General features: G+C 35.3%; 17 protein-coding genes. All 17 read right to left on the bottom strand.

Annotation, left to right across the window (positions count from 1 at the left end; translation table 11 throughout):
* Nucleotides 1-204: 204 nt before the first annotated feature.
* Entirely contained in the window at nucleotides 205-1,053 is an 849-nt protein-coding gene (locus tag IGL48_RS05770) for a hypothetical protein (protein ID WP_239660136.1), read from the bottom strand.
* A 9-nt stretch (nucleotides 1,054-1,062) separates the two neighbouring features.
* Entirely contained in the window at nucleotides 1,063-2,040 is a 978-nt protein-coding gene (locus IGL48_RS05765) for a hypothetical protein (RefSeq protein WP_010824597.1), read from the bottom strand.
* A 92-nt stretch (nucleotides 2,041-2,132) separates the two neighbouring features.
* Entirely contained in the window at nucleotides 2,133-2,465 is a 333-nt protein-coding gene (locus IGL48_RS05760) for a DUF4176 domain-containing protein (protein ID WP_010824596.1), read from the bottom strand.
* Complete coding sequence (locus IGL48_RS05755) at nucleotides 2,458-3,360, bottom strand: hypothetical protein (RefSeq protein ID WP_010824595.1); 903 nt, start codon at nucleotides 3,358-3,360, stop codon at nucleotides 2,458-2,460. Before IGL48_RS05755 ends, IGL48_RS05760 begins: the two co-directional genes overlap by 8 nt.
* Nucleotides 3,347-4,246: a hypothetical protein gene (locus tag IGL48_RS05750; RefSeq protein WP_010824594.1), complete on the bottom strand. Its 900-nt coding sequence runs from the start codon at nucleotides 4,244-4,246 to the stop codon at nucleotides 3,347-3,349. Before IGL48_RS05750 ends, IGL48_RS05755 begins: the two co-directional genes overlap by 14 nt.
* Entirely contained in the window at nucleotides 4,246-5,787 is a 1,542-nt protein-coding gene (locus IGL48_RS05745) for a hypothetical protein (protein WP_010824593.1), read from the bottom strand. Before IGL48_RS05745 ends, IGL48_RS05750 begins: the two co-directional genes overlap by 1 nt.
* Nucleotides 5,778-6,134 (bottom strand): hypothetical protein, encoded by a 357-nt coding sequence (locus tag IGL48_RS05740; RefSeq protein WP_002394401.1) that lies wholly within the window; start codon nucleotides 6,132-6,134, stop codon nucleotides 5,778-5,780. The genes IGL48_RS05745 and IGL48_RS05740 overlap by 10 nt, the downstream gene beginning before the upstream one ends.
* A 12-nt stretch (nucleotides 6,135-6,146) precedes the next feature.
* Nucleotides 6,147-6,401 (bottom strand): hypothetical protein, encoded by a 255-nt coding sequence (locus IGL48_RS05735; protein ID WP_002394400.1) that lies wholly within the window; start codon nucleotides 6,399-6,401, stop codon nucleotides 6,147-6,149.
* Nucleotides 6,402-6,812: a DUF4176 domain-containing protein gene (locus tag IGL48_RS05730; protein WP_010824592.1), complete on the bottom strand. Its 411-nt coding sequence runs from the start codon at nucleotides 6,810-6,812 to the stop codon at nucleotides 6,402-6,404.
* Nucleotides 6,809-11,239, bottom strand: a complete 4,431-nt coding sequence (essC, locus tag IGL48_RS05725) for a type VII secretion protein EssC (protein ID WP_430601662.1) — start codon at nucleotides 11,237-11,239, stop codon at nucleotides 6,809-6,811. The genes IGL48_RS05730 and essC overlap by 4 nt, the downstream gene beginning before the upstream one ends.
* Nucleotides 11,220-12,392: a type VII secretion protein EssB gene (gene essB / locus IGL48_RS05720; RefSeq protein ID WP_002385952.1), complete on the bottom strand. Its 1,173-nt coding sequence runs from the start codon at nucleotides 12,390-12,392 to the stop codon at nucleotides 11,220-11,222. Before essB ends, essC begins: the two co-directional genes overlap by 20 nt.
* Nucleotides 12,389-12,658, bottom strand: a complete 270-nt coding sequence (locus IGL48_RS05715; RefSeq protein ID WP_010824590.1) for an EsaB/YukD family protein — start codon at nucleotides 12,656-12,658, stop codon at nucleotides 12,389-12,391. The genes essB and IGL48_RS05715 overlap by 4 nt, the downstream gene beginning before the upstream one ends.
* 14 nt (nucleotides 12,659-12,672) lie before the next feature.
* Nucleotides 12,673-13,170, bottom strand: coding sequence for a hypothetical protein (locus IGL48_RS05710; protein WP_048949432.1), 498 nt, complete (start codon nucleotides 13,168-13,170; stop codon nucleotides 12,673-12,675).
* A gap of 2 nt (nucleotides 13,171-13,172) precedes the next feature.
* A complete protein-coding gene (gene esaA, locus IGL48_RS05705) occupies nucleotides 13,173-16,649 on the bottom strand; it encodes a type VII secretion protein EsaA (protein WP_025190715.1) in 3,477 nt (1,158 codons plus the stop codon).
* A 27-nt stretch (nucleotides 16,650-16,676) separates the two neighbouring features.
* Nucleotides 16,677-16,970, bottom strand: a complete 294-nt coding sequence (locus IGL48_RS05700) for a WXG100 family type VII secretion target (RefSeq protein WP_002357798.1) — start codon at nucleotides 16,968-16,970, stop codon at nucleotides 16,677-16,679.
* Between the two features lie 404 nt (nucleotides 16,971-17,374).
* Entirely contained in the window at nucleotides 17,375-18,082 is a 708-nt protein-coding gene (locus IGL48_RS05695; protein ID WP_010824587.1) for a GntR family transcriptional regulator, read from the bottom strand.
* 205 nt (nucleotides 18,083-18,287) lie between these two features.
* Nucleotides 18,288-22,535 carry a 2-hydroxyacyl-CoA dehydratase gene (locus tag IGL48_RS05690; RefSeq protein WP_010824586.1) on the bottom strand — a complete coding sequence of 1,416 codons (4,248 nt, stop codon included), beginning with the start codon at nucleotides 22,533-22,535 and terminating at the stop codon, nucleotides 18,288-18,290.
* Nucleotides 22,536-22,657 lie beyond the last annotated feature (122 nt).

The following is a 22,657-nucleotide window of genomic DNA, read 5'->3' as shown; positions in this document are numbered from 1 at the left end:
AATAGTATATGTTTTAATGCTATATTATGTAGAAAGGCCAGAAGTTATATTGCAACTCCAAAATCTCAACTTTTTTTAGAATTGGCATAACTATTCTGGTCTCATTCATAGAAGTTTATCCGGATTACTTTTATTTATTACTGAAAAAATCGTTATGAATATCTTCTGTTAGTTTTCATATATTTTAAATGTTTGCAACTATTATTATTTGTTCCTATACCATTCTTCTTTATCAAAAAAAAACGTTCTACGAAATTCTTCTGAATATTTTTTTATTAATGCACCTTGAATAAATTCATTCCCATCAAAAAAGGTTGTTGGAAGTAAACCTACGCAAAAACCACCGAGTATAACACCAAATCCTCCAACGACACCGTAAAGAAAATTAGTTATGTTATTTATATCAGATAATATAAAGAAAGATTTTGTTATTCTATATACTTGCATACCCACAATAGTAAATATAATCAATCTAGCTGGAAACCGACGAAGTCCTTGTTGCCATTTTTTTACGGGTAATACAAAACCGTACGTATCATTCAATACTTTTTTTGTATCGGTAACAATTATTATTACTACTAACTTATACAGTAAAATATAGTAAAGCACTATCAATAACAGTCTGATATATGTGTTCAACTGTTGAAATTGCGCAAATACGATTATCCCACTATAGCCAAATACGCTAACTTCACTCAATGAAAACAGTATCATTTTATAATTAAATCGATTCAATCCTATACAACGATTTTTTTTAGAAATTTTGAAATATAAATAGCAACTCAAAATGACAATGCCTATAAATATTTCAATAATTGCCATAAAAATTGGATATCCTTGTTTTGATACATCTTTAAAATTGTATGTTGACATTGCAATTAGAAATATAGTAGGAATTATCATCGACCCAAGCAAAATTATTTTTTTTTTGATAGAATAGCTGAGCAACGTATTCTTTTCACCTGATATATTTTCTAAAAGTATGTCGTAGTTTATATTTTTTTTTGCTTGTTCAAAGGTTATTATATTTATCATGTTATTTAAACTTTTCATAAACGCACCTCACTTCCTTTTATAAATTTTGTTATTCATTTGCGGGTTAATATTAGTGCTGCCACTATGAGCAGGCACCCCTATTTTATATTCTTTATCCGTTGGAATCACTTCATATTCTCCATGTTTTTTATATTGTTCATTTAACCATTTTCTTTTATCTTCTGCAGAAGATGACCAACCAAATCCATCTTTATCTCCCCATATTTTGGGAATAGAATTAATAATATCTTTTCCCATACGACCAGTAGTATTCACCATCCCCAACACAGCTCCAACAGGTCCTCCATATTCTGCTCCTTCTAGCGGCCCCATGTCCCAAGCAAATGAATTAATCCCACCATAAATGGCCTTACTTACATCTCCATATGCTGGACTTTTTGGATTGATATATTCTTCATAGGCATAAGAAAGTAAGGTTAAACCATCTCCTATATATAATAGTCCTTCTTTCAGTATGGGATATGCTTTTAAAAAATCAGAAACAGCTTTCAATTTTTTAAACTCAGCTAAACCTACTTTGGAACCTGCAATGATTCGTGAACCCAATGAGCTTTTTGACAAAACACCCGTCAACTGGCCCATTGGTGCTAAAACTTCCCAACCCTTTTCACTTAATTTAATTAATACCCCATATAACTGAGCTTGTTTATCTAGCGGTAATTTTTCTACCAAAATAGCCAGCTCAGAGCTTCTTAAAACTTTCAGCGCTTTTTCTTTAGGCCAATCATTCACATTTTCTTGAAAAATAAATATTTCTAATGCTGCCATTTTCAGTTTCTCTGGTACTTTATCTGAATCCAAGGCAGTAATAATATAGTTAAACAATCGTTTATCTTTTTTGACTTTTTCGATAGCTGCCGCTGGATTCTTCTTAAATAAGTCATTAATCATTTTTGCCATATTTTGTTGATTTTTCTTTGCTTCTTCTAAGCTTTCAATCCCTTGAATTTTTGTAAACCATTCTTTACTGGTTCTTTCTGGCAATGTATAACTACTTGTTTTTGTGTATGTACTTCTAAAAGGAGAAAAAATCTTCTCCTTTTAGAAAATCATTGCTATTTTTTATCTGTAAATAACTAAAAACCAAAAATCTCGCTTTCTTGATTTTCTTCCTTTCTGGATTTATCTAAATCACTTTTCCATTCAAGATAAACCTCTAAAAAGCGCGTTTCTTCTTCATCTGAAAATCCTTTAAAAATTACTTTATCAATATTTTCGTGATTAAAGAAAATAGTTGTTTCAGGATTTAAACCCGTTGGATATAGTACCGCCATATAATCTGCAAACGTATCTTTATCCGTCGCTTGATCTGTGTATACAACACCTCGACCTACTACTACTAATTTCTGTAGCCCTTCTTCTAACAATACAATACTTCCCAATGGCAATAGCTCTTTATTTTCAATCATTTCCGCTCTCCTCTTTCTTCGTACCTTTAATATGTTTGTTAAAATACTTTTCTCCATACCACTCCAATTGCGTTTTATCTTCCCATTTTCGATATTTCTCTGGATATTTATATTTGTAGTAGCCGTGTAGTAAGTAAGGAAAGAATAGATAAGCTTCTACCACAATAAACCCTACATCTATCGCTATCCACATACTTACTATTCCAATGGAACCCACAATATCTGTTCGTACCTCATTACCACTAGAAAAAATCAGTTTCCATAACATAACTATAATTACAACTATCCAGCCATATTTCATTATTAGTTTTAGTATCTTTTCCACTATTTCATCAATTTTTTCTTTCTTTGCTTCTGTTTCATATAGCATTTTTTCTACCGATTTCTTTTTACTTCTAAAGATGATATATCCTAATAATCCTAGCAACCCTGATATACCAATCATTCCTATTATTGTTAGCATTTTAAAAAACACTGTTGCGAACAAAAGATTCATTTCTATAAATAACCAAATTATATACAGATTTAGATTAAACTGACCTCGTATTCTTGAAAAGTAGTATTCACCTCGATCTCTAAAAACTATTACTAAAACGACCCATATAAAAAATAGAAAATAGAATAACCACATTGGTAAAAAATTAATCTCTGGTTTAGGAAATGAGTTCTCCCAAAATTTCCCTTCACTAGCTTCTGTAGAGACAAAAGCTAGCAAAAAATTAAGTCCTACTAAAAAGAAAAGTAAGAAAATCCCTATTATCCTAGCAAATATTTTTCTTCCACCTTCTGGATCAGGTAATCTATTCACATCTTTATTCATAAAAATAATAAAAGGATCATCTTCTAAATTTAAACTTTGTTCAAAAGTTGCATTGAATAATTTATTTTTCTTCATCCACTTCTTTCTCCGTACCTTTAATATGCTTATTAAAGTATTTTTTTCCATACCATTCCAATTGTGTTTTGCCTTCCCATTCTCGATACTCTTCTGGGTATTTATATTTGTAATAGCCGTGTAAAAGATATGGGAAGAATAGGTAGGCTTCTGCTGCTATAAATGCTATATTACATGCAAACCACATGCCTAAAACACTTATAAAACCAAATATATCTGATTTTATCCCATCGCCACTAGGAAAGAAAAATTTCCATACGATAACCACTATAACTATTACCCAACCGTATTTCATTACTAATTGAATAATTGTTTCTATAAAGTTATCTATTTTAGTTTTTTCATTTACTTTCATTTCAAGCATATTCTTATTTAGAAAATTTACCTTACTTCTGATAATTAGATATCCAATTATACATATTAATAATAAATAAATTCCCATTCCAATTAAACTTAGTGCCTTTAGAAAAAAAGTAATGAAGAATAAATTCGCTTCTAATAGAAACCATAATAAATAGTTATTACAGGTACCCATTGTAACAAAGATTTTTGTGCTAATATTTTTGTCATTCTTATGTCTTGTATATAACCATATACACAAGTATCCAGATAAAAATATCCAAAAAATAGCTTTTGGCAACAAATTTACTTCGGCTGCTGGAACAAAACTATCTTTATCCGGATGTTTCATTCCATAGTCAGTCGCTAATACAAATCCATATTGAACGGCTACCAAAATGATAGCTATGACTACTAATAAGAATTTTCTTTTTCCATTATATAACGATCTCTTTTCAGTATCCTTTATCATATACATAACTAGTTGATCATCTAATAAGTTTAAACTTTGTTCAAAGGTAGCATTGAATATTTTTTTCACACTCATCACCAACTAAAACTAATCTTAGGTATTTCAACCGAAGATAGTGCCTTTCCAATTGTTTTTCCTACTTCCTGAACGTCATCGTATACCTGTTTTACTGTGTTAAAACTCTGTTCTGCTGCTTTCCCCACTTTCTTAGATACACCATTTATAATTTTAGTTGATTTATCATATAGCTTGTAAGCCCCATCCTTAATATCATCATACGCATTCGGCCATATAAATTGTGCAACTTTATTTGCACCTCCGACTATTCCACCTAGTATAGCTCCAGGTGGTCCTGCCACAGCTCCTCCTATCGTCATCCCCTCCAACGGACCTACACTTTTCACTGTATCTATCGCTCCACCAATAACACCTTTGCCGATACTACCTGTTTTACCGTATTCATTAACAGTGCTAGACACAAATGTCACACCTAATTGTACATATGTTGCCACTTGAGCAGCTGTTCCTAGCCCTTTAGCTACACCCCAACTTTTGGCCCTTTGAATAAATTTAGAATGTTTCAGACTTTCACTTACGTAGGTTTTTATTGGATTTGTCATTTTACTAAACCATTGATATCCCTTACCTAGGGTATCTATTTTAGGAATCCACTTTCCATGTGCTATCGCTTGCCCAAAGGCCTTATATTTTTCTAAACCACTAATCAATTTTATTCGGACTTTTGACGGTAATTTATTGGCAAGCATCCAAAATTCATCATTTTTCATCAGCTTATCTACTAATGCCTTGGGATACATAGCCAACAATTGTTCCATTCGTTTCATGTTATCCGTTTTACCACTGGTTAATGGGTTCATCAATTGTTTCACTTGTGTATATAATTCTAAAAAAGCATTACTATTATTTGTCGCTATTTGCTCCTTAGCTTTAGGTTTTATTTGATTAAACCAACTTTTATCCACACCACTCGGCAATGTATAACTACCATCCGCATGAATTGTTGTTCCATTCAACACCATTATGCCTTGCATAGCCAGTTTAAATTCAGCTAGACTTCCTTGAAACAGCCCACTTATTTTGCCATTAAATTCTCTTAGCTTATTCAACTTTTTTTCAATCCGTTGAATATCCTTTTGACAGTCTTGCGCTCGCCTCGCGAAATCTCGCTGCATCCCTCTTATCATTTCTGATAGTAAGGGCTCTGGCAATGCATTGGCAATCATGTTGGCTGTACGTTCAGCGTTCTCCAAAGCTGTCTTTGAACTTTTACATAATGTTAATTGTTCATTTAAGTTGTCTTCTTCCAAATAACCTTCACTGGCAATAAAACTGTCCGCTGAAGAGAACGTATTCAAATCTCTTTGAACATTATCTACTGCACTCGAAACACGTTTGATTGTTGGAATCACTAACTCTGAAAATAACCCTTTCCCTGCGGTATACGCTGCTCCTGCTAATGTCTGGCCATCGATTGCTGCGATTAATTGCTGACTACCAGAGTTTAGATTACTGACTGCTGTCCGAGCAATAGAGAGATTCGTTGCTAATGAACTTTTGATGGCATCGCTGTCACTACTTGAATAGATTAATCCCATGGCAATTCATTCCTTTCTTTTTGATATTCAAGACGTTCTTCGTTTAATTGTTCATTTTTTCTGACACATTGTTGATAAAATTCCTGATGAACTTGTTGAAAAGTAGAGGTTTGCTTTTGCTGCTTCTGAAGATAATCTTCTTGTAGCCATCTTGCTTCTTGATTACCATTCTTAGCTAATTCATGATTCAGATTTTCTAACTTACGTATATTTCGCGTTAAATCTCCTTCTAATGTGTCAAATAAGTTTTGAACTTGTCTTTTTACACTAGAAATTGAAGATATTTCTTGCTCTTTTTCAATAATTTTTTGATTGTATTCCGCTCGTAACTGCTCATTATTTTTCATTTTATAATCCTCTTATTTAAATCTTGTCCTGCTATCACGTGCTGCGATGACTGCGGCTAATTTAGGAAACTTACTTGCTTGATTATTTACACATTCCACCATCTTTGATACGTTAGCTACAAGCTGATTACTGACTTGCGCACCTTTTTTCATACCAGAAAGATTACTCTTTCCTAATTGACATTTAGCGCCTCCACTCACCGATACATTACTAATCCCAGAAACCGCCGCTTGTGCGGCTCCTTGATTTGAGGCAATCTTTCCCATCTAGTCCTCTCCTCCTTTTCTAAAATAATAAAATGGGTCTCCATTTGTTTCCATTTCCGTTTTTTCTAGTTCACTACTTTTTTCAACCTCCGATTCAGAATCCTTTGGAAACGATTCTGCACTCCCGTTCATTTGTGAAAGTAAATTTTCCAAAAACTCTTCATCCGTTTTATCAGAAAAACCTTCAAACAAAACCTCCATAATTTGCTCTACTTCAATTGAAAAGACTTCTTGTGTTGGTATATCCCCAAAAGGATGTGGTGCAACTTTATAACGAGAAACAATTTCTCCGTTACCATTTTTGGCAATCGCTCGAGCAACAATGAAATAATATAATGTATCATTGGTTGTATCTTTTAACTTCAACACACTCCCCAATGGTAAAAAAGGGGTAGTTAAATCTTCACTCATTTGTTCACCTCCATTGGCACAACAATTTTATCTAATACTTCTTCTTTTAAGCGATGTAACACATTTTTAGGGACAGGAAGATTTTGCTGATCATAAGGAACATTTTCAACAAATGATTGATTTTGCAATGTTCCTCCGAAAAGAACTTGTTCTGTGTTTTCTTTGATTGTCGAAATAAAACTACTGTAAGTAGATGTAAGCTTTGTTGAAGTATCTAATAAAATTAACTGTAGTTTGCCGATAGGACTATTTGTTATATAAGCCAGACTATCAATATCCAATGATAATTTATCGACCAAGTCTGCCAAGCCATTAATAATCACAATTCGTTGTGTCGTTTCATCAATTAACATTGCTTCTAACGCTTCTTTCAATTCCACGTTCTGTTTTACTACTTGTGTTCGTTGAATATAAAGGGATACTTTTTCAGACCATTCTTCTAAGTTCCCCGCTACATCAATCAAGACAACTTCATAATTGACAGTTAATTCACTGATTTGCTGCATAAACCATGGAAAGATTAGTTGGGATTGTTTAGTAGATTCTGGAAAAATACCTAGCGTTTTTCTTTGGAATAAGGGTAACGTTTCTGGTTCAGCACTTAATTTGTTTAATCCCAAATATAACTGATTCAATTCTTTTTCTGGCACAAATTGTTGGAATTGTTCATGTGATAATTTTTCAGGAACCATTGGAATTCTTTCAGGACGAATTCCCACCCAGTCATGATTCATCGTAGCCACTTTGGTTTCTAAATTTTCTAATAATTCTGCACTATTTTCACCCTCTGCTGGCAAGTAAAATTGAATCGCCGTTGGCGTATCCAACATGACTTGCCCACGTCCGCTGATTGCTTGAGCCATTAAAGCATCTCTACCTAACAAGCTACCTATTTCACTTTCGTCATTTAAATAAAGAACGACTTTAGTTGCGATATTACTCATCATATTCATCCGAATACTGCCAGAACGGCTCGCAGTAAAAATTAAGTAAACGCCAAGACTAGCACCATCTCTTAAGAGTTGTAAAAGTAGCTCGTCAATCCCGTCTTTCCGTTGATCTTCTAAACTTAAACCATCATAGCTATCTAGCAAATTAATAATAATTGGTAATTTTTGCTGCGTTTTCGCTTCATACTGGATTAGACTAGCTACACCAGTTTCTTTAAATAGCTGCTTTCTTTGCGCTAGTAATTGGCTAACTCGATCCAACATTTTCTGTAATTTTTCTGCTTCTTCTAAAGTCACAATATCGGCTACATGAGGTAGATCTTTTAGTGGCAATAAGCCGTTATTTCCGAAATCAATTAAATTAAATTGAACTTGTTCAGGGGTATTCTTATGGGCAAGATTGATTGCTATCGTTTGTAAAATCGTCGATTTCCCATATCCTGGACTCGCAAAAATTGCTGTATGGCTGGACTTCTCCAAATCATATTCATAGACTTCTTGAGCTTGCTTTGCAGGAATATCAAGTAAGCCTATTGGTACTTTAAGGCTACGATCATTTGATTTTCCAATACTTGGTGTTGCTATTTTTTCTTCAAGATTAGGTAACCACGGTTTATCTGGAATCGTCAGTGTTGATTGTTCAAAAATTTCACCAATCGTAGTAATAACAGCTTCCAATTGGGTTGGTAAGTCGCTCTTATCTTTTCCTTGAACCACTTCTTCACCTGGATCATAAAGCAATTCAGTTTGTCCTAAATCATTGATCCGATATAGCCGTTCATCCACCACTTCTTCCATCACTTGGTCAGGATCGTAAGGAACCCCCGCATAACCACTTTGGAACATTTCATAAACTTCATTTTCCCCAACTTTTAAATACCCCCGACCAGGATTGGTAATTTGAGCTGCATCTGGTGTTTTTAATAATTCATTAGAATCTTGGACACTAGCCATTTTCAAAGCAATTTTGCTGGTACTATTGGCTTCAATTTGATCATTTACCACACCACTTGGTTTTTGTGTTGCCAAAATTAAATGAACACCCAATGAACGGCCAATCCGCGCCACCGAAGTTAGCTCATCTAAAAATTCTGGAACATTCGCTTTTAATTCCGCAAATTCATCAGAAACCAAAATTAAATGAGGCAATGGTTTAGTAGGATAGATAATATCAGGTTTCGGTTCGTGTCGTTGTTTGTATAAACTCATATATCCGTTGATATTATTCACACCATATTTGGCGAATTCTCGTTGACGTTTATCCAATTCTGCTTTGATACTGGCTAAGGCTCTAGCTGTTCCGGCTCCGTCTAAATTGGTAATAGCGCCCATAAAATGCGGTAGCTTATCTAATGTATTGGCTATTCCGCCACCTTTCCAATCAATAATCAACATGCCGATATCTTCAGGAGAAAAATTAATCGCTAAGCCAATTAGATAAGTTGTTAAAAATTCTGATTTTCCTGAGCCTGTGGTCCCTCCAACAAGTGCATGAGGCCCATGCAAACGTTCGTGTAAGTCCCAATAGACATAATCTGATTTACCACGCCAGCCAATTAGTGAACGAATTGATTTATTTGGCTGCGCATTCAACCAACGTTGATCGATAGTTAATTCTTCAATCCTTGTTACTTCGTATTGCTCAAGTAAACTCAGACTTTCTGGCACCGCATTCTTCTCCACTTCCACATGCTGCAAATTCGCCAAGCGCTGAATCGCATAAGCAAGCGGATAAGCAGTCGGTAAATGATTAGGAACGAAGTTTTGGTTCACATATTTATTATTTTGATTAATTAAAGTCGCCGCTTCACTACTTTGATACTCAATCAGTGTAGTTGTCGTTTCTGGTAACATATTTAAAGCATCTTTTCCCCAAATAACTGTCACACCATATTGACTCATATCTTCAGCTAAAAATTCATTTAAGCCATGCCCTGACAACCAGCTTTCTTCTAAAATCGACAGAATGTACTGTGGTTGAAAGTGAACTTTTTCATTGCCGGCTTCGCGCACTTGTTGACGACGTTTCGTAATCATTTGATAGAAAGAATTTAAAACCATATCCCTTGTTTGAGGATCGTGAACAATCCCACGCAAATTCAGGCTGCGGATTTTGACGTGTGGCAACCAACGCCAAGAATGCCAATCTTTCTGATAATCTTCCTCTGGTACTAAAGTAACAAACTCTACGTCACGATAGGAATGTAAAACAGACACTTGAAATAACAACGTTTGAATGGCTGTCCTTAAAACAGCAGGTGTTCCCGCCAATCCTAAGGTTTGTCCCATTAGTGGTACAACAATCGGCGCCTTTTCTAATTGTTTATATGGCCATACTAATTGTTCTTCAGCTTCTTGACTTAGTGAATCATCTTCCGTTGACTGATAATTTGTCGTAAAACTTGAAGAAATTTCACCAACCCCTAAGCGAACTGTCAAAAAATCTTCATTAGTCATCATGCGTTCATATATTCGCGCATGATACTCTTTTGTCATTAAGGCTAATTCGTTCATGGCAGGATTCATATATTCCAAGGCCTCTTTTTGTTCTTGTTGCAGTATACTTAAATGAGCTTTCTCTTGTATTAAATATTGTTCGTAGCTATTTGTCCGTTCGATATTCTTTTGCTTTGTTTCTTTTTTATTGGTGAAATAACTAGAGACTGAAAAACCAGCCGTCAATAAACTCGCTCCGCCCATACTAAGCATCATAATTGGATTGCCCCCACTTAAAAAGCTTGTTGCGCCACTCAAAACGACCATTCCTAAAGGTGGGACAATCGTCCGTAACAGTTCATTTTTCCCTTCTGTTTGCTTGGCTTTTGGGGCAGCAATTTCTATTTGTTTTTTTGGCTCCTTCAAGTGAATCCGTGGGCTTCGTCGAAATGACGGGAAATCGACAGGATATTCTGGAATAACCTCCTCTTCTACAATTTGCCAAGGATTCAGGGAATATGTAACTCCTAGACTTGTTAACTTTAATTGTTTTTCCCGAACTTCAATGATTAAGCCATTGACAACTAATTGATCACCGACTGCAAAAGCATAGCTTCCTTTTTCAACTAAATAATGATTGTAATAAATCGTATCTTCTCCGGGATAAATCGTTGCTGTATATTCCCCAGTTTCTGATGTTAGTGTAATATTGATGATGGCATCTGTTTCTAATGAAATCGCAGCATTTTTGGCAGAGGCAATTAAAAAATCTTTCTGCGGTTTATTGGTGGTGACAGTAATCAATTCTTCGTGGGGAAAAACAGAAAAATTTTCAGCAGAATTAAAGGTTTCACCATTACAGAATAATTCTTCATTTTCGTAAAAAAATAATTGTTGATTGATTGAAACACTTGGGTTTTTAGCCGTAATTTGACGGTGAAGAAGTTGGGGACCAAAATAAAAAATGTCAAAATAAATCATGCTAGATGTATGAATTTGATCATTCACAGAGACCAATTTTTTACTGATTTTCGTTGTCATCCGTTTTTCCTCCCAAGATTTTCATGTATTTATCAATCGCTTCTTCATATTTTGTTAACAATGCTTGTTTTTTCTCGCCGTTCATTTTGTTATTGGCTTTGGTTGCATCATATAATTTTGTATAGGCATGTAATATATATTGGTTATCGCCTAAATTTTGGGCAATATCTAATGATTTTTCAAAGTCTCCTTTGCCAATATAAATCCAATAAAGTAAGGTATTTTCACTAGATTTTTGAGATAAATTATTTAAAATTGCTGTTTTTTGTTCATTTGATAAATTATCTAGTTGGACAGAACTAACAGCAGCAACATACTTAGCTCCTATCGGTAATTCTTCTGGTGTATCTTCTTTTAATGTTTTCGTAACACTTGCATAGTCATTAGAAATATACTGCGCTTCTGCCAAACTCACTCGCTCTTGGGCTGGTAATTTTTTTAAGACATAAATACCTGTTGTAGTTGCAAAAAGTAGCGTTAAAGCCAATAACACTAAGCTGGCCCATTTAAAGGTTAAATAACTTTTTTTACTCACTAATTTGGTTTCTGCTTCACGCTTAGCTTTTTGACGAATGATTTGTTCACCAATGATTTGCTCAATTTCATTAATTGTTTTCGCCTCTTGTAATTGTTTAGATAGCGTATCTTTCAGGGTGCCATTCCCTTGAATCAATTGTTCATACTCATACTTTGGATGTAAGATTGCTAAAATCAGCGCTCGATATTGTTTAAAAAATTCTCTTTCATCTGCTGAATAAGGCACAATGACCTGCATAAAACCACGATGAGCAATTAATAATTCTTCTCCCAAGATATAGATGTTTTCTGGATGAATAAAGGGTTGGACCGGCGTACCTAAGAAATCAACCAAATAATGAACTCTTTGCGCTAACAATAATCGCTCATATTGATCCATTTTTTTTATCGCTTGTAAAATGGATTGCATATATTGATCCTTATGGTATTGAATCACTAACGCTTCTTCCGTTGCTTGTATTATTTTTCCCGATAAAAATCCACGACTTGATTTTAAAAATTGTTGAAACTGTTCTAGTCTTTCTAACTGATATTGATTTGCTTGTAATGTTACTTGAACATATTCTTTTGTTGCTTCTAAAGTGATTGTCTCTGAAATATCCTTTAACTCGCTCATCCATGTGTCTCCTTTATAATTTCTTTTACTACTAGTTGGTCGCCATTCCCTAATGGATAATCTACAATTAATTGATTATCAGCTAAATGAATTGGTTTATTCAAAACAACCAATTCAAATGATGCTGGCAAACGGTTTGGCAACAGCTCAAACGATTCGAGTAACAATTCTTTTAAACGTGCAACTGATACCTGATTAGGGATTTGCAAATCAATAATTTGATTCGACACATGTAAGCCGATACCAATCGATGTTCTTTTGTTCATGTTTCTTTCACTCCTTAATTTCCGCTTTGTGCACGATGATATGAAAAACGGTTTCCTAGAAAAACACCAACGAATAAAATAACTATACTTCCTAAAAAAATACCACTGTACAACCAAAAGTTTATGGATATTTCTCGGTGAACCTCAAGAGATTCAATGCTTTCAGGAGAAGTGACCGTTGCCGTCTCTTTGAACAGAAAAGGCCTTACCTTTTTATCAACTGCTAATGTTTTTGCATTCTGTTCTGTCCTAAATACATCATTTTTTGCTTCGTTGACAACCCTCGCTTTACTTTGATTGACTTCTTTTTCTCTCTCTGCTTTTATCGGCAAAAACAAATCTGGAATAATGAAATTCACTTCTACATTTTTTTTCTGCTGATTGTCTTGGTAGATCACTTGATTATTTATTTTTAAAGCGCCTACTTCTTCTGCTTTTGTTTTTGTTGATGACAATGACAAATAGAGCATATTAACACTTAAAACAATCACTATTTTTATTAATTTTCTCATGGCTATTCCTCCGGTCGTACAAACAAGTTAAGGACAACACCTAAAACAAGTAAAACGATTAAAATAAGGTAACTAACCCAACTAATTTGTATCCCATTTACTAAAGCAGTAAAGCCATTTTGGATATTTTGAAGCGGCGATAAACGATAGAGCCAATTGCTTAATGAGCCTACCTTTGTTGCAATGCCTAATAAAGGTGTCAACATGAAAAATAACCCCAGCATAGCTCCATAAACATATAAAGTAAGTTTTTTAAATTGGCGCAAACAAGCACAAACCAAAAGTGCACCGCTAGCAAATACTAAGAAACTATAGCTAAACCAAGCGAATCGATTTATTTGAGATACATTGAACACCAGTAGAAGTGAAAAGACACTTCCAAACAAAATAACCGTAATCAAGAGTAATAACAGATTTGGTATATTTTGCCAAACTCTGGTTGGTTCAACCAACGCATCCGCTACAGTAACTGTTCTTTTCTTCATAAAGCCTTGGAAAGTTAGCGCAATAACGAATGTTAAAATACTAACAATCAAGGTAGCGTAATAGGGAATTAAAGAGACTTGTCGTGTTTCGCCAAAGATTCCTTCTCCTTGAATTGGGCTCGCAAGGAAACTAAATACCCGTGGATTATCAGCACCGCCGTCTCTTGTATTAGCCAATACTTTTTCAAATGTTTTGGCATACTCTTCATTTTCTTTGGTTGTTTTCTTTGACTCATCAATTGAATCATTTAAGTTTGCTAAGATATTTTGCGCATGATCTTGAACTTTGGTTGTTGAGGCTTTCAATTCTTTGATAGTCGGGGCAACATCTTTGACTTTGGCTGCTGAATCAGCTGTTGTTAGACTAGTTTCTTTCGTTGTTTGCATTAACGTTTGCATCATTTTAACTAAATTTTCTGTTTCTACATCTAAAGTGGTGGTTTGATTTTCTTCTGGATGTGGATTTCTTTCATCAATTACAGAAGTAGCTCCCACTTTTCCAGCTTCTTGCCAAGTAGCATATGTCGCATTTACTTGTTTTGTTGCTTCATCAAACCATGTATTTAATTTCTCCGCTTCTCGTAATAATTTTTCAGGGACTGTCATTAAATTTAATGTTCCGTAAAGTGTTGTAGGTCGTCCGTCTGCATTTTGATCTGTCTCAGTACCAATTAATTGTTTTAATTGATTAATTTGTTCATCTGTTTCTCGATATAATTGATTTCCTGTTTTTTTATATTCGTCTAATAATTTATCTGTAATCATCATGGTTTGCTCGTTTTCAGTGATATTGTCATACATCCAATAAATGGATGTCTCACCTGCTAACTCTTCAATTGTTTTATCCTGATTTTCAGGAGCGGTTAACATTGCTGCATACTCTTGAATAGATAGACTTTGATTAGGCGTACCATATAAAGTCACAATTTGTTGTGATACAGTATCTAAAAGTTGAAATTGCTTCATGATTTCAGGAATATCGGTTACTAATGGTTGGTCCATTGCAATATACACAGCGAACGAACGTGCATTTTGAAGCTCATTATTTACCCACCAAGAATAATCAATCTGATTAAATGCTGTTTTTTGTTGTTCTGGTGTCAGTTGCCAAGCCATTGGTAAGTCAATCGTTAAGGAAAGTTTTTCTGGAAGTGGGGGCAAATCATTTGCTGGCTCAGTTACTTTTTCAGATTCTTCTTCAGATTCTTCTGCCAACTCTTCTTGCGTATTTTCTTCGTTCACTTCATCATTCTCAGGAATCTCAGCTTGTATTTTCACTGGTTTGGTAATTGTTAGCTGTGTCGGGGTAATTGCTGAAATATCAATGCTGTAACCTGCACCTGCTAACTGCTGATTCAAAGATGTTTTAATTGTTTGAACTTTTGAATCATCTAAAAGAAATGACAATTCGCCATTTTGTGTATTGGTTTGTCGTAATGAAATAACCGACTCTTGATTTGTCGCTAGTGAAAAAGTTACTTTTTCTTGTGGAATCGCTATAGTATCTTCATGAAGTTGTTTAGGTTCCAAATACATAAAGCGGCTTGAATTGGTGAAATCAAGTTCATGCTGTTCTGCATATCGCTGAATAATTTGTAACTCATCACGGAAAAGATTGCCTTGTTCAACTGAAATCCTATTATTCATTTCTAATTCACTAACGAGTCTTTCTAAACTTACAAAAGAAATTTCACTTAGTGATTCTTCCAATCTTTCCTGATAATTTTTATCTAAGTTAGGTATATTTTCTTTTTCGTTCGTAATTAACTGAATAATCGCTTGCTTAATTTGAGTGTCTGTTGCTATCTCAGGTGTTGCTTCAAGATCATTATAATATGTAGCCGCAATTTGCTTTTTTAACGCAGTTAATTGTTCTACTTGCATATGTAGTTCTGCGATTTCTTTTTGTAGTTCGCCAATGCGATTGCTTTGTGTTTCTTGAAATAATTTAGATTCTGATAAAAAGTCAGCATAAATCCCTGAGCTTCCTTGTTCACTTGGTGTGTAGAAGGAGCTAAACTGATTGATTACCGTTCCATTTAGTTGATCGAATTGTTGTTTGTATACTGTCGTGTCACTTTCCCATTGATTAGTCAATTCTTGTTTTTGTCTCTCAAACTGTTCATTAAATTGTGCAATTGATTTTTTTATTTTTTCATTTGCTTCTTTCGAATACTCGCCCACTGATTTTTTCGTATCTTCCGTTGTCTTACTAGTTGATTCTAAGCTCTGATTATTGCTTTCTAATAAGGTTTGTACTGATTTTACAAACGCTTCTTGCTCGTTTGTAAATAATTTATTGTCCTCATCTAAAATACTAGCCGTACTTAATACTGTCGTATAATTCATGGGAATTTCTTTAAATGGTTGCTGAATTGTTTCTTCTAATTGATCTTGATACAGCAACTGCGTATCAGTAATTTGGTTAACGTTTTGTTGTGCGATAACTAAATTTCCAACAATACTGGAAAAATACATCTGAATTACGCGTTGGTTAAAATCTTTCAAAATAGTATTTACTTTGTCTTGAATTGCTTGATTGGTCAATTCATTTTGTCCGTCTCGCACTTGGTATTCAACAGAAGCCTGCTCTGGACTAACAGCTTGTAGTGACAATAATTTCTCCGAAAAATCTTGCGGAATAATAATTTGGGCATCGAATTGTCCATTTTCAACCCCAGATGTTGCGATATTCCGAGTCGTTGTTTCCCATCGATTAGCTGTATCTTTGTTAATTAATGTGACAAAATCAGAACCTAATGCATAACGTTTTCCTTCAAAACTTGCGCCTTTATCTTCATTAACTAATGCGTACTGCATCTTTGTTGTCTGATCTTTGCTACTTCGAGTCACGTTCTCATCTTTAAACCCTAAATGAATGAAAAAAAGTAATAACAAGAAAGTTGCTCCAATTGCTAAGGCAAAAGGGATACCTTTTTTTATTTTCCCTTCCATTATCTTCTCTCCTTTAGAAAAAGCGCTAGTGCAATTCATTGCGCTAGCGCTTCAATCTTTGATCAATTAAAAGCCAAATGATCCTGCATCTTGACGGTCACGTTCTGCGACAGTGTCTGCATATTTGTTTAATTGTTGATTAATACTAATCAATAATTCTTCCATCTGTTTGACATTACCTTCCAATTGATTGTACTGTTCCAGATACGCTTGAAATGCTTGCCCTTTCCATTGTTGTGAAATTTGTTGGTTCATTGAATTCACTTTACGAATTGCATCTTGAATTTGAGACGATGCTTGCGAATATACTTTCGCTTGTGATTTCAGTTGTTCTGGTGTTACAGCAATTGATCCTGCCATAAGTAATCCCTCCACATTTTTTATAGTTTTATTACCTGTTACAAATATTATAACTATATATAAAAAATATAGTCAACAACTATTTAAAAATATACGTATTCGCATAAAAATAATTATAACAATAAAATAAACAAATAAAAACTCTTAAAAACAACATTACAAAACCATCCAAATCAATATTTATCAAAATAAAAACAAAAATAACTGATAAATAAAAATTATTTAAAAAATATTTAAAAAATAAATAAATTCCATTAAATCGTTATTTTTTAACGTCAGATAAATTAATAAGTAAATATACATTTTATTAAAAAAAACAATTTATTTCTTTAGCAAAAAAAATTAAAAGATAGGAAAACTTATCAATGTGATAAGTTTTCCTATCTTTTATTCATTCTTTTTCTCTACTTCTCTAAATAAAACTCAAATCGACTTCCTGCATACTGCGTACGAACATATTCAAAAGGTAGTCCGTTTTCAAAATAGGATACTTGGCGCACACGCAGAATCGCATCGCTTCGTTTAATCTCTAAATATTCTGCGATCTGTTCCGATGCTTGAACAGCAGAGATTGTTTGGTTAGAGTGGCCAATTTTGTGGCCAGATTTGGCTTCAAGTGTTTTATAAAAAGAATTCGTGATTTCAGATTTGCCATATTGCGAGACCAATGAATAAGGAATGCTCGCCACCTCAAAACAAATCGGAATGTCATCCGCAAAACGAATTCTTTCCATTCGTAAAATTGAATCTTCTGGACCTAGTTGTAATTTTTCCATCTCACTAGAACTAGGTTTCGCTACAAAATAAGACACCGTCCGACTAGAAGGAACGCGATTTTGAGACAAGGTAATTTCTGTAAAACTAGTGGTACCTGTCATTGTTTCTTGAACTTTCTTACGTGCTACATACGTTCCTGAACCAATTTTTCGTTCTAAAATCCCTTCGTCTGCTAAAGTCTGAATGGCTTGGCGTAAGGTCATTCGACTAACATCAAATTTCAAGGCTAATTCTCGCTCAGAGGGCAAACGATCCCCGATACTCCAGACACCTTTTTCAATATCTTCTTTGATTTTATCGTGAATTTGAATATAAATTGGTATATTTTGAACCATTTACGCTTCCTCCTCTTCGTTCATCTCCTCTTCTATTATAACTGGTATAGACCTTGTAAACAACCAAAAAATGATAAATAAAAGAGAAATTGGAATTTTTATCAAAGTTGGTCTAGTTGCATACTTTCTTTTATAACAAAAACATTTGGCTTAGTCAGTAAAAAGTGACCAAGTCAAATGTTTTTAAACGAATTTCTATTAGTTATTATCTTTTTACATTTTCTTCTTTCAACAACTTGTTCGCTGTGGCCATCATCAAACGGATTCGGTTCAACTGATTGACCAAAGATACCCCTGGATCATAATCCACCGCCGCAATGTTTGCTTGCGGATATTGACGTCGTAGCTCTTTCACGACCCCTTTTCCAACAATATGGTTTGGTAAACACCCAAACGGCTGCATACAAACGATGTTATTCACCTCGTGTTTTAAGAGCTCAATCATTTCAGCTGTTAAAAACCAACCTTCACCCGTATGATTGCCAATTGATAAAATTTTACTTGCATCTGCTGCCATATCATAAATGGAATGAATACCATCAAAACGAACAGATTTTCTCAATGCCTTATCCATTGGTTTTTCTACCAATTCAATGATTTTTATCGCAAATTCTGCTAAACGTTTGCTTTGTTTTGACATGCCCATATTTTCGTATTTCCAAATTTGATTGTACAAAGAATAGTTCATAAAGCCAACAATATCTGGCACAACTGCTTCAGCACCTTCTTCTTCTAGCAAACGCACAATATCATTATTCGCTGTCGGCGAATATTTCACTAAAATTTCCCCGACCACACCGACTTTTGGTTTTTTTATCTCTTGTAAAGGAATTTCATCAAACGTCCGAATAATTTTTTTCATGAAGTGATTAAATTGTGTCAGCGAACCATTCCGGACATTGGCTTCCACTCTTTTTAGCCAATCTTGGTGCAGTTGATCCACCATTCCTTTTTCTGTTTCATAAGGTCTTGTTCGATAAACTACTCGTTCGAATAAGTCACCATATAAAAAGGCAACTACTAAGCGCTTGATCATTGGCAACGTAAATTTAAATCCTGGATTGGATTCGACTCCTTTATTGCCCATCGAAACTGAAACTACAGGAACTTGAGAAAAACCAGCATCATTTAAAGCTTTTCGTAATAATGGAATGTAATTCGTTGCGCGGCAACCGCCCCCTGTTTGCGTCATTAAGACACTGACATTATCCAAATCATATTGACCACTTTCCAAAGCTTCAACTAGTTGTCCGATGGAAATAATTGCTGGGTAACACGCATCATTATTGACATATTTTAACCCGACATTCACAGCTTCTTTGTCTTGCGCAGGCAAACAGACGACATGATAGCCAGAAGCTTGTAATGCTACATCGACTAATCCAGATTGATGAATCGGGCTAAGCATTGGTAACAGTAAGGTATGTGTTTTTTTCATTTGTTTTGTAAACACAATTTTCTCCGGCTCTTCCATTTGCATATGCGGAACAAACTGTTGCTTCTCCCGCTCATTGACAGCCGCTTTCAAGGAGCGCAACCGAATACGAATTGCGCCCAAATTCGCACCTTCATCGATTTTGAGGACTGTATAAATTTTGCCAGACCGATCCATGATTTCTTCTACTTGATCGGTTGTCACAGCATCTAAGCCGCAACCAAAGGAATTCAGTTGGACAAGTTCTAAATTTTTCGTCTTAGCCACTACTTTAGCCGCCGCATATAAGCGAGAATGATAGACCCATTGATTCACCACACGTAAATTCTGCACGTCTCCAAGATGCGAGATACTGTCTTCTGTCAAGACATGGAATCCTTCCTGTGTAATGACTTCGGCAATGCCGTGATTAATTTCTGGATCCAAGTGATACGGTCGTCCCGATAAGACAATTCCTCTCTGGCCTTTTTCAGTTAACATGGCTAACGTTTCTTCGCCTTTTTCTTGAATTTCTTTTTTAAAAGCTGCTAATTCTTGATAACCATGATGCAGCGCTGTTTGAATTTCTTCTAAGGAAATCCCTAAATCAGCAAAATTTTCAGCTAAAACTTTGGCAACTGCAGCTTCATTCGCTAAATTAAGATAGGGATTTCGATAATCCACTTGGCCCTCTCTGATGGCATCCACATTATTTCGAATGACATCTGGGTAGCTTTGCACAATTGGACAATTAAAATGATTATCCGCTTCCAATGTTTCTTGCTGTTCAAAAACGACACCAGGATAAAAGATAATTGGCACTTGCGCATCAATTAATGCTTGAATATGTCCATGCGCCATTTTCGCTGGGTAACAAACCGTATCACTGGGAATCGTTTCAAGGCCTTGTTCATAGATTTGTTTATTAGAACGTGGCGATAATTCGACCCGAAAGCCCAAGTCAGTAAAAAATGTATGCCACAAAGGATAATTTTCATACATGTTTAGGACTCTAGGGATACCCACGCGCCCACGAAACGCTTTATTTTCCCGCAAAGGTCGGTACTTAAATAACTTGCGGTACTTATAATCAACCAAATTCACTTTGCGTTCTTCTCGTTTAATTTTAATTCGTGCACCACGTTCACAGCGATTTCCCGTAATAAATTGGCGCCCATCTGAAAACACTGTGACCGTTAATTGACAATTGTTTTCACACAAGCCGCAATGAGTAAATTCCTTTTCAGAGGTAAATGCCGCTAACTCTTCTAAAGAAAGAAGCGTGGTTTCTTCCCCAATTTCATAAGCGTCCAAAGCAATCAGCGCTGCTCCATAGGCCCCCATCAAACCAGCAATAGATGGACGAACCACTTCACGACCGCTAATTTTTTCAAAAGCTCTCAAGACCGCTTCATTGTAAAATGTTCCTCCCTGGCAGACAATCTTTTCTCCCAATTCTTCAGGTCGGCGAACCTTAATGACTTTATAAATGGCATTTTTGATGACTGAATAAGATAGTCCAGCAGAAATATCGCCGACAGAGGCCCCTTCTTTTTGAACCTGTTTCACTTTTGAGTTCATAAAAACAGTACACCGAGAACCTAAATCAACAGGCGCTTGCGATTCTAAAGCCGCCAAAGCAAAATCCTTCACATTATATTTTAAAGATTGCGCAAAGGTTTCGATAAAGGAACCGCACCCAGAAGAACAAGCTTCATTTAATTGTATCGAGGAAAGCACGCCATTTTTAATGGTCATCGCTTTCATATCTTGTCCTCCGATATCCAAAATAAAATCCACACCTGGCTGAAAATGGTTGGCTGCTTTGTAATGGGCCATCGTTTCAACTTCACCAATATCGACTTTTAACGCATTTTTTATTAGCTGTTCTCCATATCCTGTAACAGCCGCTTTTCCGATAAAAACTTCTTCAGGCAGTTGTTGATAAAGTGATTTCAGTACTGTCATGGTGGTTTCTAAAGGTTGCCCTTGGTTATTACCATAAAAAGAAAACAACAAATGACCATCTTCATCAATCAATGTGACTTTTGTCGTTGTAGAGCCTGCATCAATCCCTAAAAAGGTCACGCCAGTATGTTGAGATAAAGGTTTCTCCGTTGCTTGAGCTTGCGCGTGTCTTTCTCGAAAATCTGCCAAATCTTCTGCGCTGTTAAATAACGGTGGTAACGTGTCGCTCGGCTGTAAATCAGTAGCCTGGCTGTTCACTAAGCGCTGAATTAATTCTTCCAATGTACATTCGGCTGCATCTTCTGAATAAAGTGCTGCACCCATTGCTACAAACAGTTGCGGTTGTTCTGGAAAAATAACATCTTCTGGCTGAATTGCTAAGGTTTCAACAAACCGTTTTCTCAATTCTGACATGAAAAATAAAGGTCCCCCTAAAAACGCTACTTTACCTTTAATTTTGCGACCAGCAGCTAACCCGGCGATTGTTTGATTAACTACCGCTTGAAAAATACTCGCCGCGATATCTTCTTTCGCTGCTCCTTCATTGATTAAAGGTTGAACATCCGTTTTGGCAAAAACCCCACAGCGGGAAGCAATCGGATAAATAGTTTGATAATTCTTCGCCAATTCATTCACTCCATTGGCATCCGTTTTAAGTAAAACAGCCATTTGATCGATGAAGGCGCCTGTCCCACCTGCACAACTACCATTCATTCGTTGCTCTAAAGCACCATCAAAAAAAGTGATTTTTGCATCTTCTCCGCCAAGTTCAATAGCAACATCCGTTTCTGGTATTATTGTTTCAACAGTTCGTGTACACGCGATAACCTCTTGAACAAAGGGAATCCCTAATACCTCAGCCAGCCCCATACCACCAGAGCCAGTTATGCTCATTGTCACAGGTTGGTCTGCACCGATCCTTGCTAGCCCTTCTTTTAAAATGCGTTCCGTTGCTGCTTTGACATCTGAAAAATGGCGTTCATATTTTGTAAAAATAGGCTGATTTTGTTTATTTAAAAATACTAATTTTACTGTCGTTGACCCAACATCAATCCCTGCTCTCATAACCATCAATTAAAATACCCCTTCATTTCCCAACAGTTTGTTGATTATTATACAAACTGTTTGTTATAATAGATATACCTATTTTAGAAAGGTTCTAAATGATTTGCAACAAGCAATTTACCCTATTT

Source organism: Enterococcus sp. DIV1090 (genome assembly GCF_050537975.1).
GTDB classification, from domain to species: Bacteria; Bacillota; Bacilli; order Lactobacillales; family Enterococcaceae; genus Enterococcus; species Enterococcus faecalis.
The sequence above is the reverse complement of the archived record's forward strand: the minus strand, read 5'-3'. Positions and strand labels throughout refer to the sequence as shown.

What these genes read in the sequence shown, in the direction of transcription:
- IGL48_RS05695 (WP_010824587.1), bottom strand. Translation starts at nt 18,082, where the DNA reads ATGGTTCAAAATATACCAATTTATATTCAAATTCACGATAAAATCAAA.
- IGL48_RS05750 (WP_010824594.1), bottom strand. Translation starts at nt 4,246, where the DNA reads ATGAGTGTGAAAAAAATATTCAATGCTACCTTTGAACAAAGTTTAAAC.
- IGL48_RS05740 (WP_002394401.1), bottom strand. Translation starts at nt 6,134, where the DNA reads ATGAAAAATAATGAGCAGTTACGAGCGGAATACAATCAAAAAATTATT.
- IGL48_RS05755 (WP_010824595.1), bottom strand. Translation starts at nt 3,360, where the DNA reads ATGAAGAAAAATAAATTATTCAATGCAACTTTTGAACAAAGTTTAAAT.
- IGL48_RS05735 (WP_002394400.1), bottom strand. Translation starts at nt 6,401, where the DNA reads ATGGGAAAGATTGCCTCAAATCAAGGAGCCGCACAAGCGGCGGTTTCT.
- IGL48_RS05690 (WP_010824586.1), bottom strand. Translation starts at nt 22,535, where the DNA reads ATGGTTATGAGAGCAGGGATTGATGTTGGGTCAACGACAGTAAAATTA.
- essB (WP_002385952.1), bottom strand. Translation starts at nt 12,392, where the DNA reads ATGAGCGAGTTAAAGGATATTTCAGAGACAATCACTTTAGAAGCAACA.
- esaA (WP_025190715.1), bottom strand. Translation starts at nt 16,649, where the DNA reads ATGAATTGCACTAGCGCTTTTTCTAAAGGAGAGAAGATAATGGAAGGG.
- IGL48_RS05745 (WP_010824593.1), bottom strand. Translation starts at nt 5,787, where the DNA reads ATGGGATTAATCTATTCAAGTAGTGACAGCGATGCCATCAAAAGTTCA.
- IGL48_RS05715 (WP_010824590.1), bottom strand. Translation starts at nt 12,658, where the DNA reads ATGAACAAAAGAACATCGATTGGTATCGGCTTACATGTGTCGAATCAA.
- IGL48_RS05760 (WP_010824596.1), bottom strand. Translation starts at nt 2,465, where the DNA reads ATGATTGAAAATAAAGAGCTATTGCCATTGGGAAGTATTGTATTGTTA.
- essC (WP_430601662.1), bottom strand. Translation starts at nt 11,239, where the DNA reads ATGACAACGAAAATCAGTAAAAAATTGGTCTCTGTGAATGATCAAATT.
- IGL48_RS05710 (WP_048949432.1), bottom strand. Translation starts at nt 13,170, where the DNA reads ATGAGAAAATTAATAAAAATAGTGATTGTTTTAAGTGTTAATATGCTC.
- IGL48_RS05770 (WP_239660136.1), bottom strand. Translation starts at nt 1,053, where the DNA reads ATGAAAAGTTTAAATAACATGATAAATATAATAACCTTTGAACAAGCA.
- IGL48_RS05700 (WP_002357798.1), bottom strand. Translation starts at nt 16,970, where the DNA reads ATGGCAGGATCAATTGCTGTAACACCAGAACAACTGAAATCACAAGCG.
- IGL48_RS05730 (WP_010824592.1), bottom strand. Translation starts at nt 6,812, where the DNA reads ATGAGTGAAGATTTAACTACCCCTTTTTTACCATTGGGGAGTGTGTTG.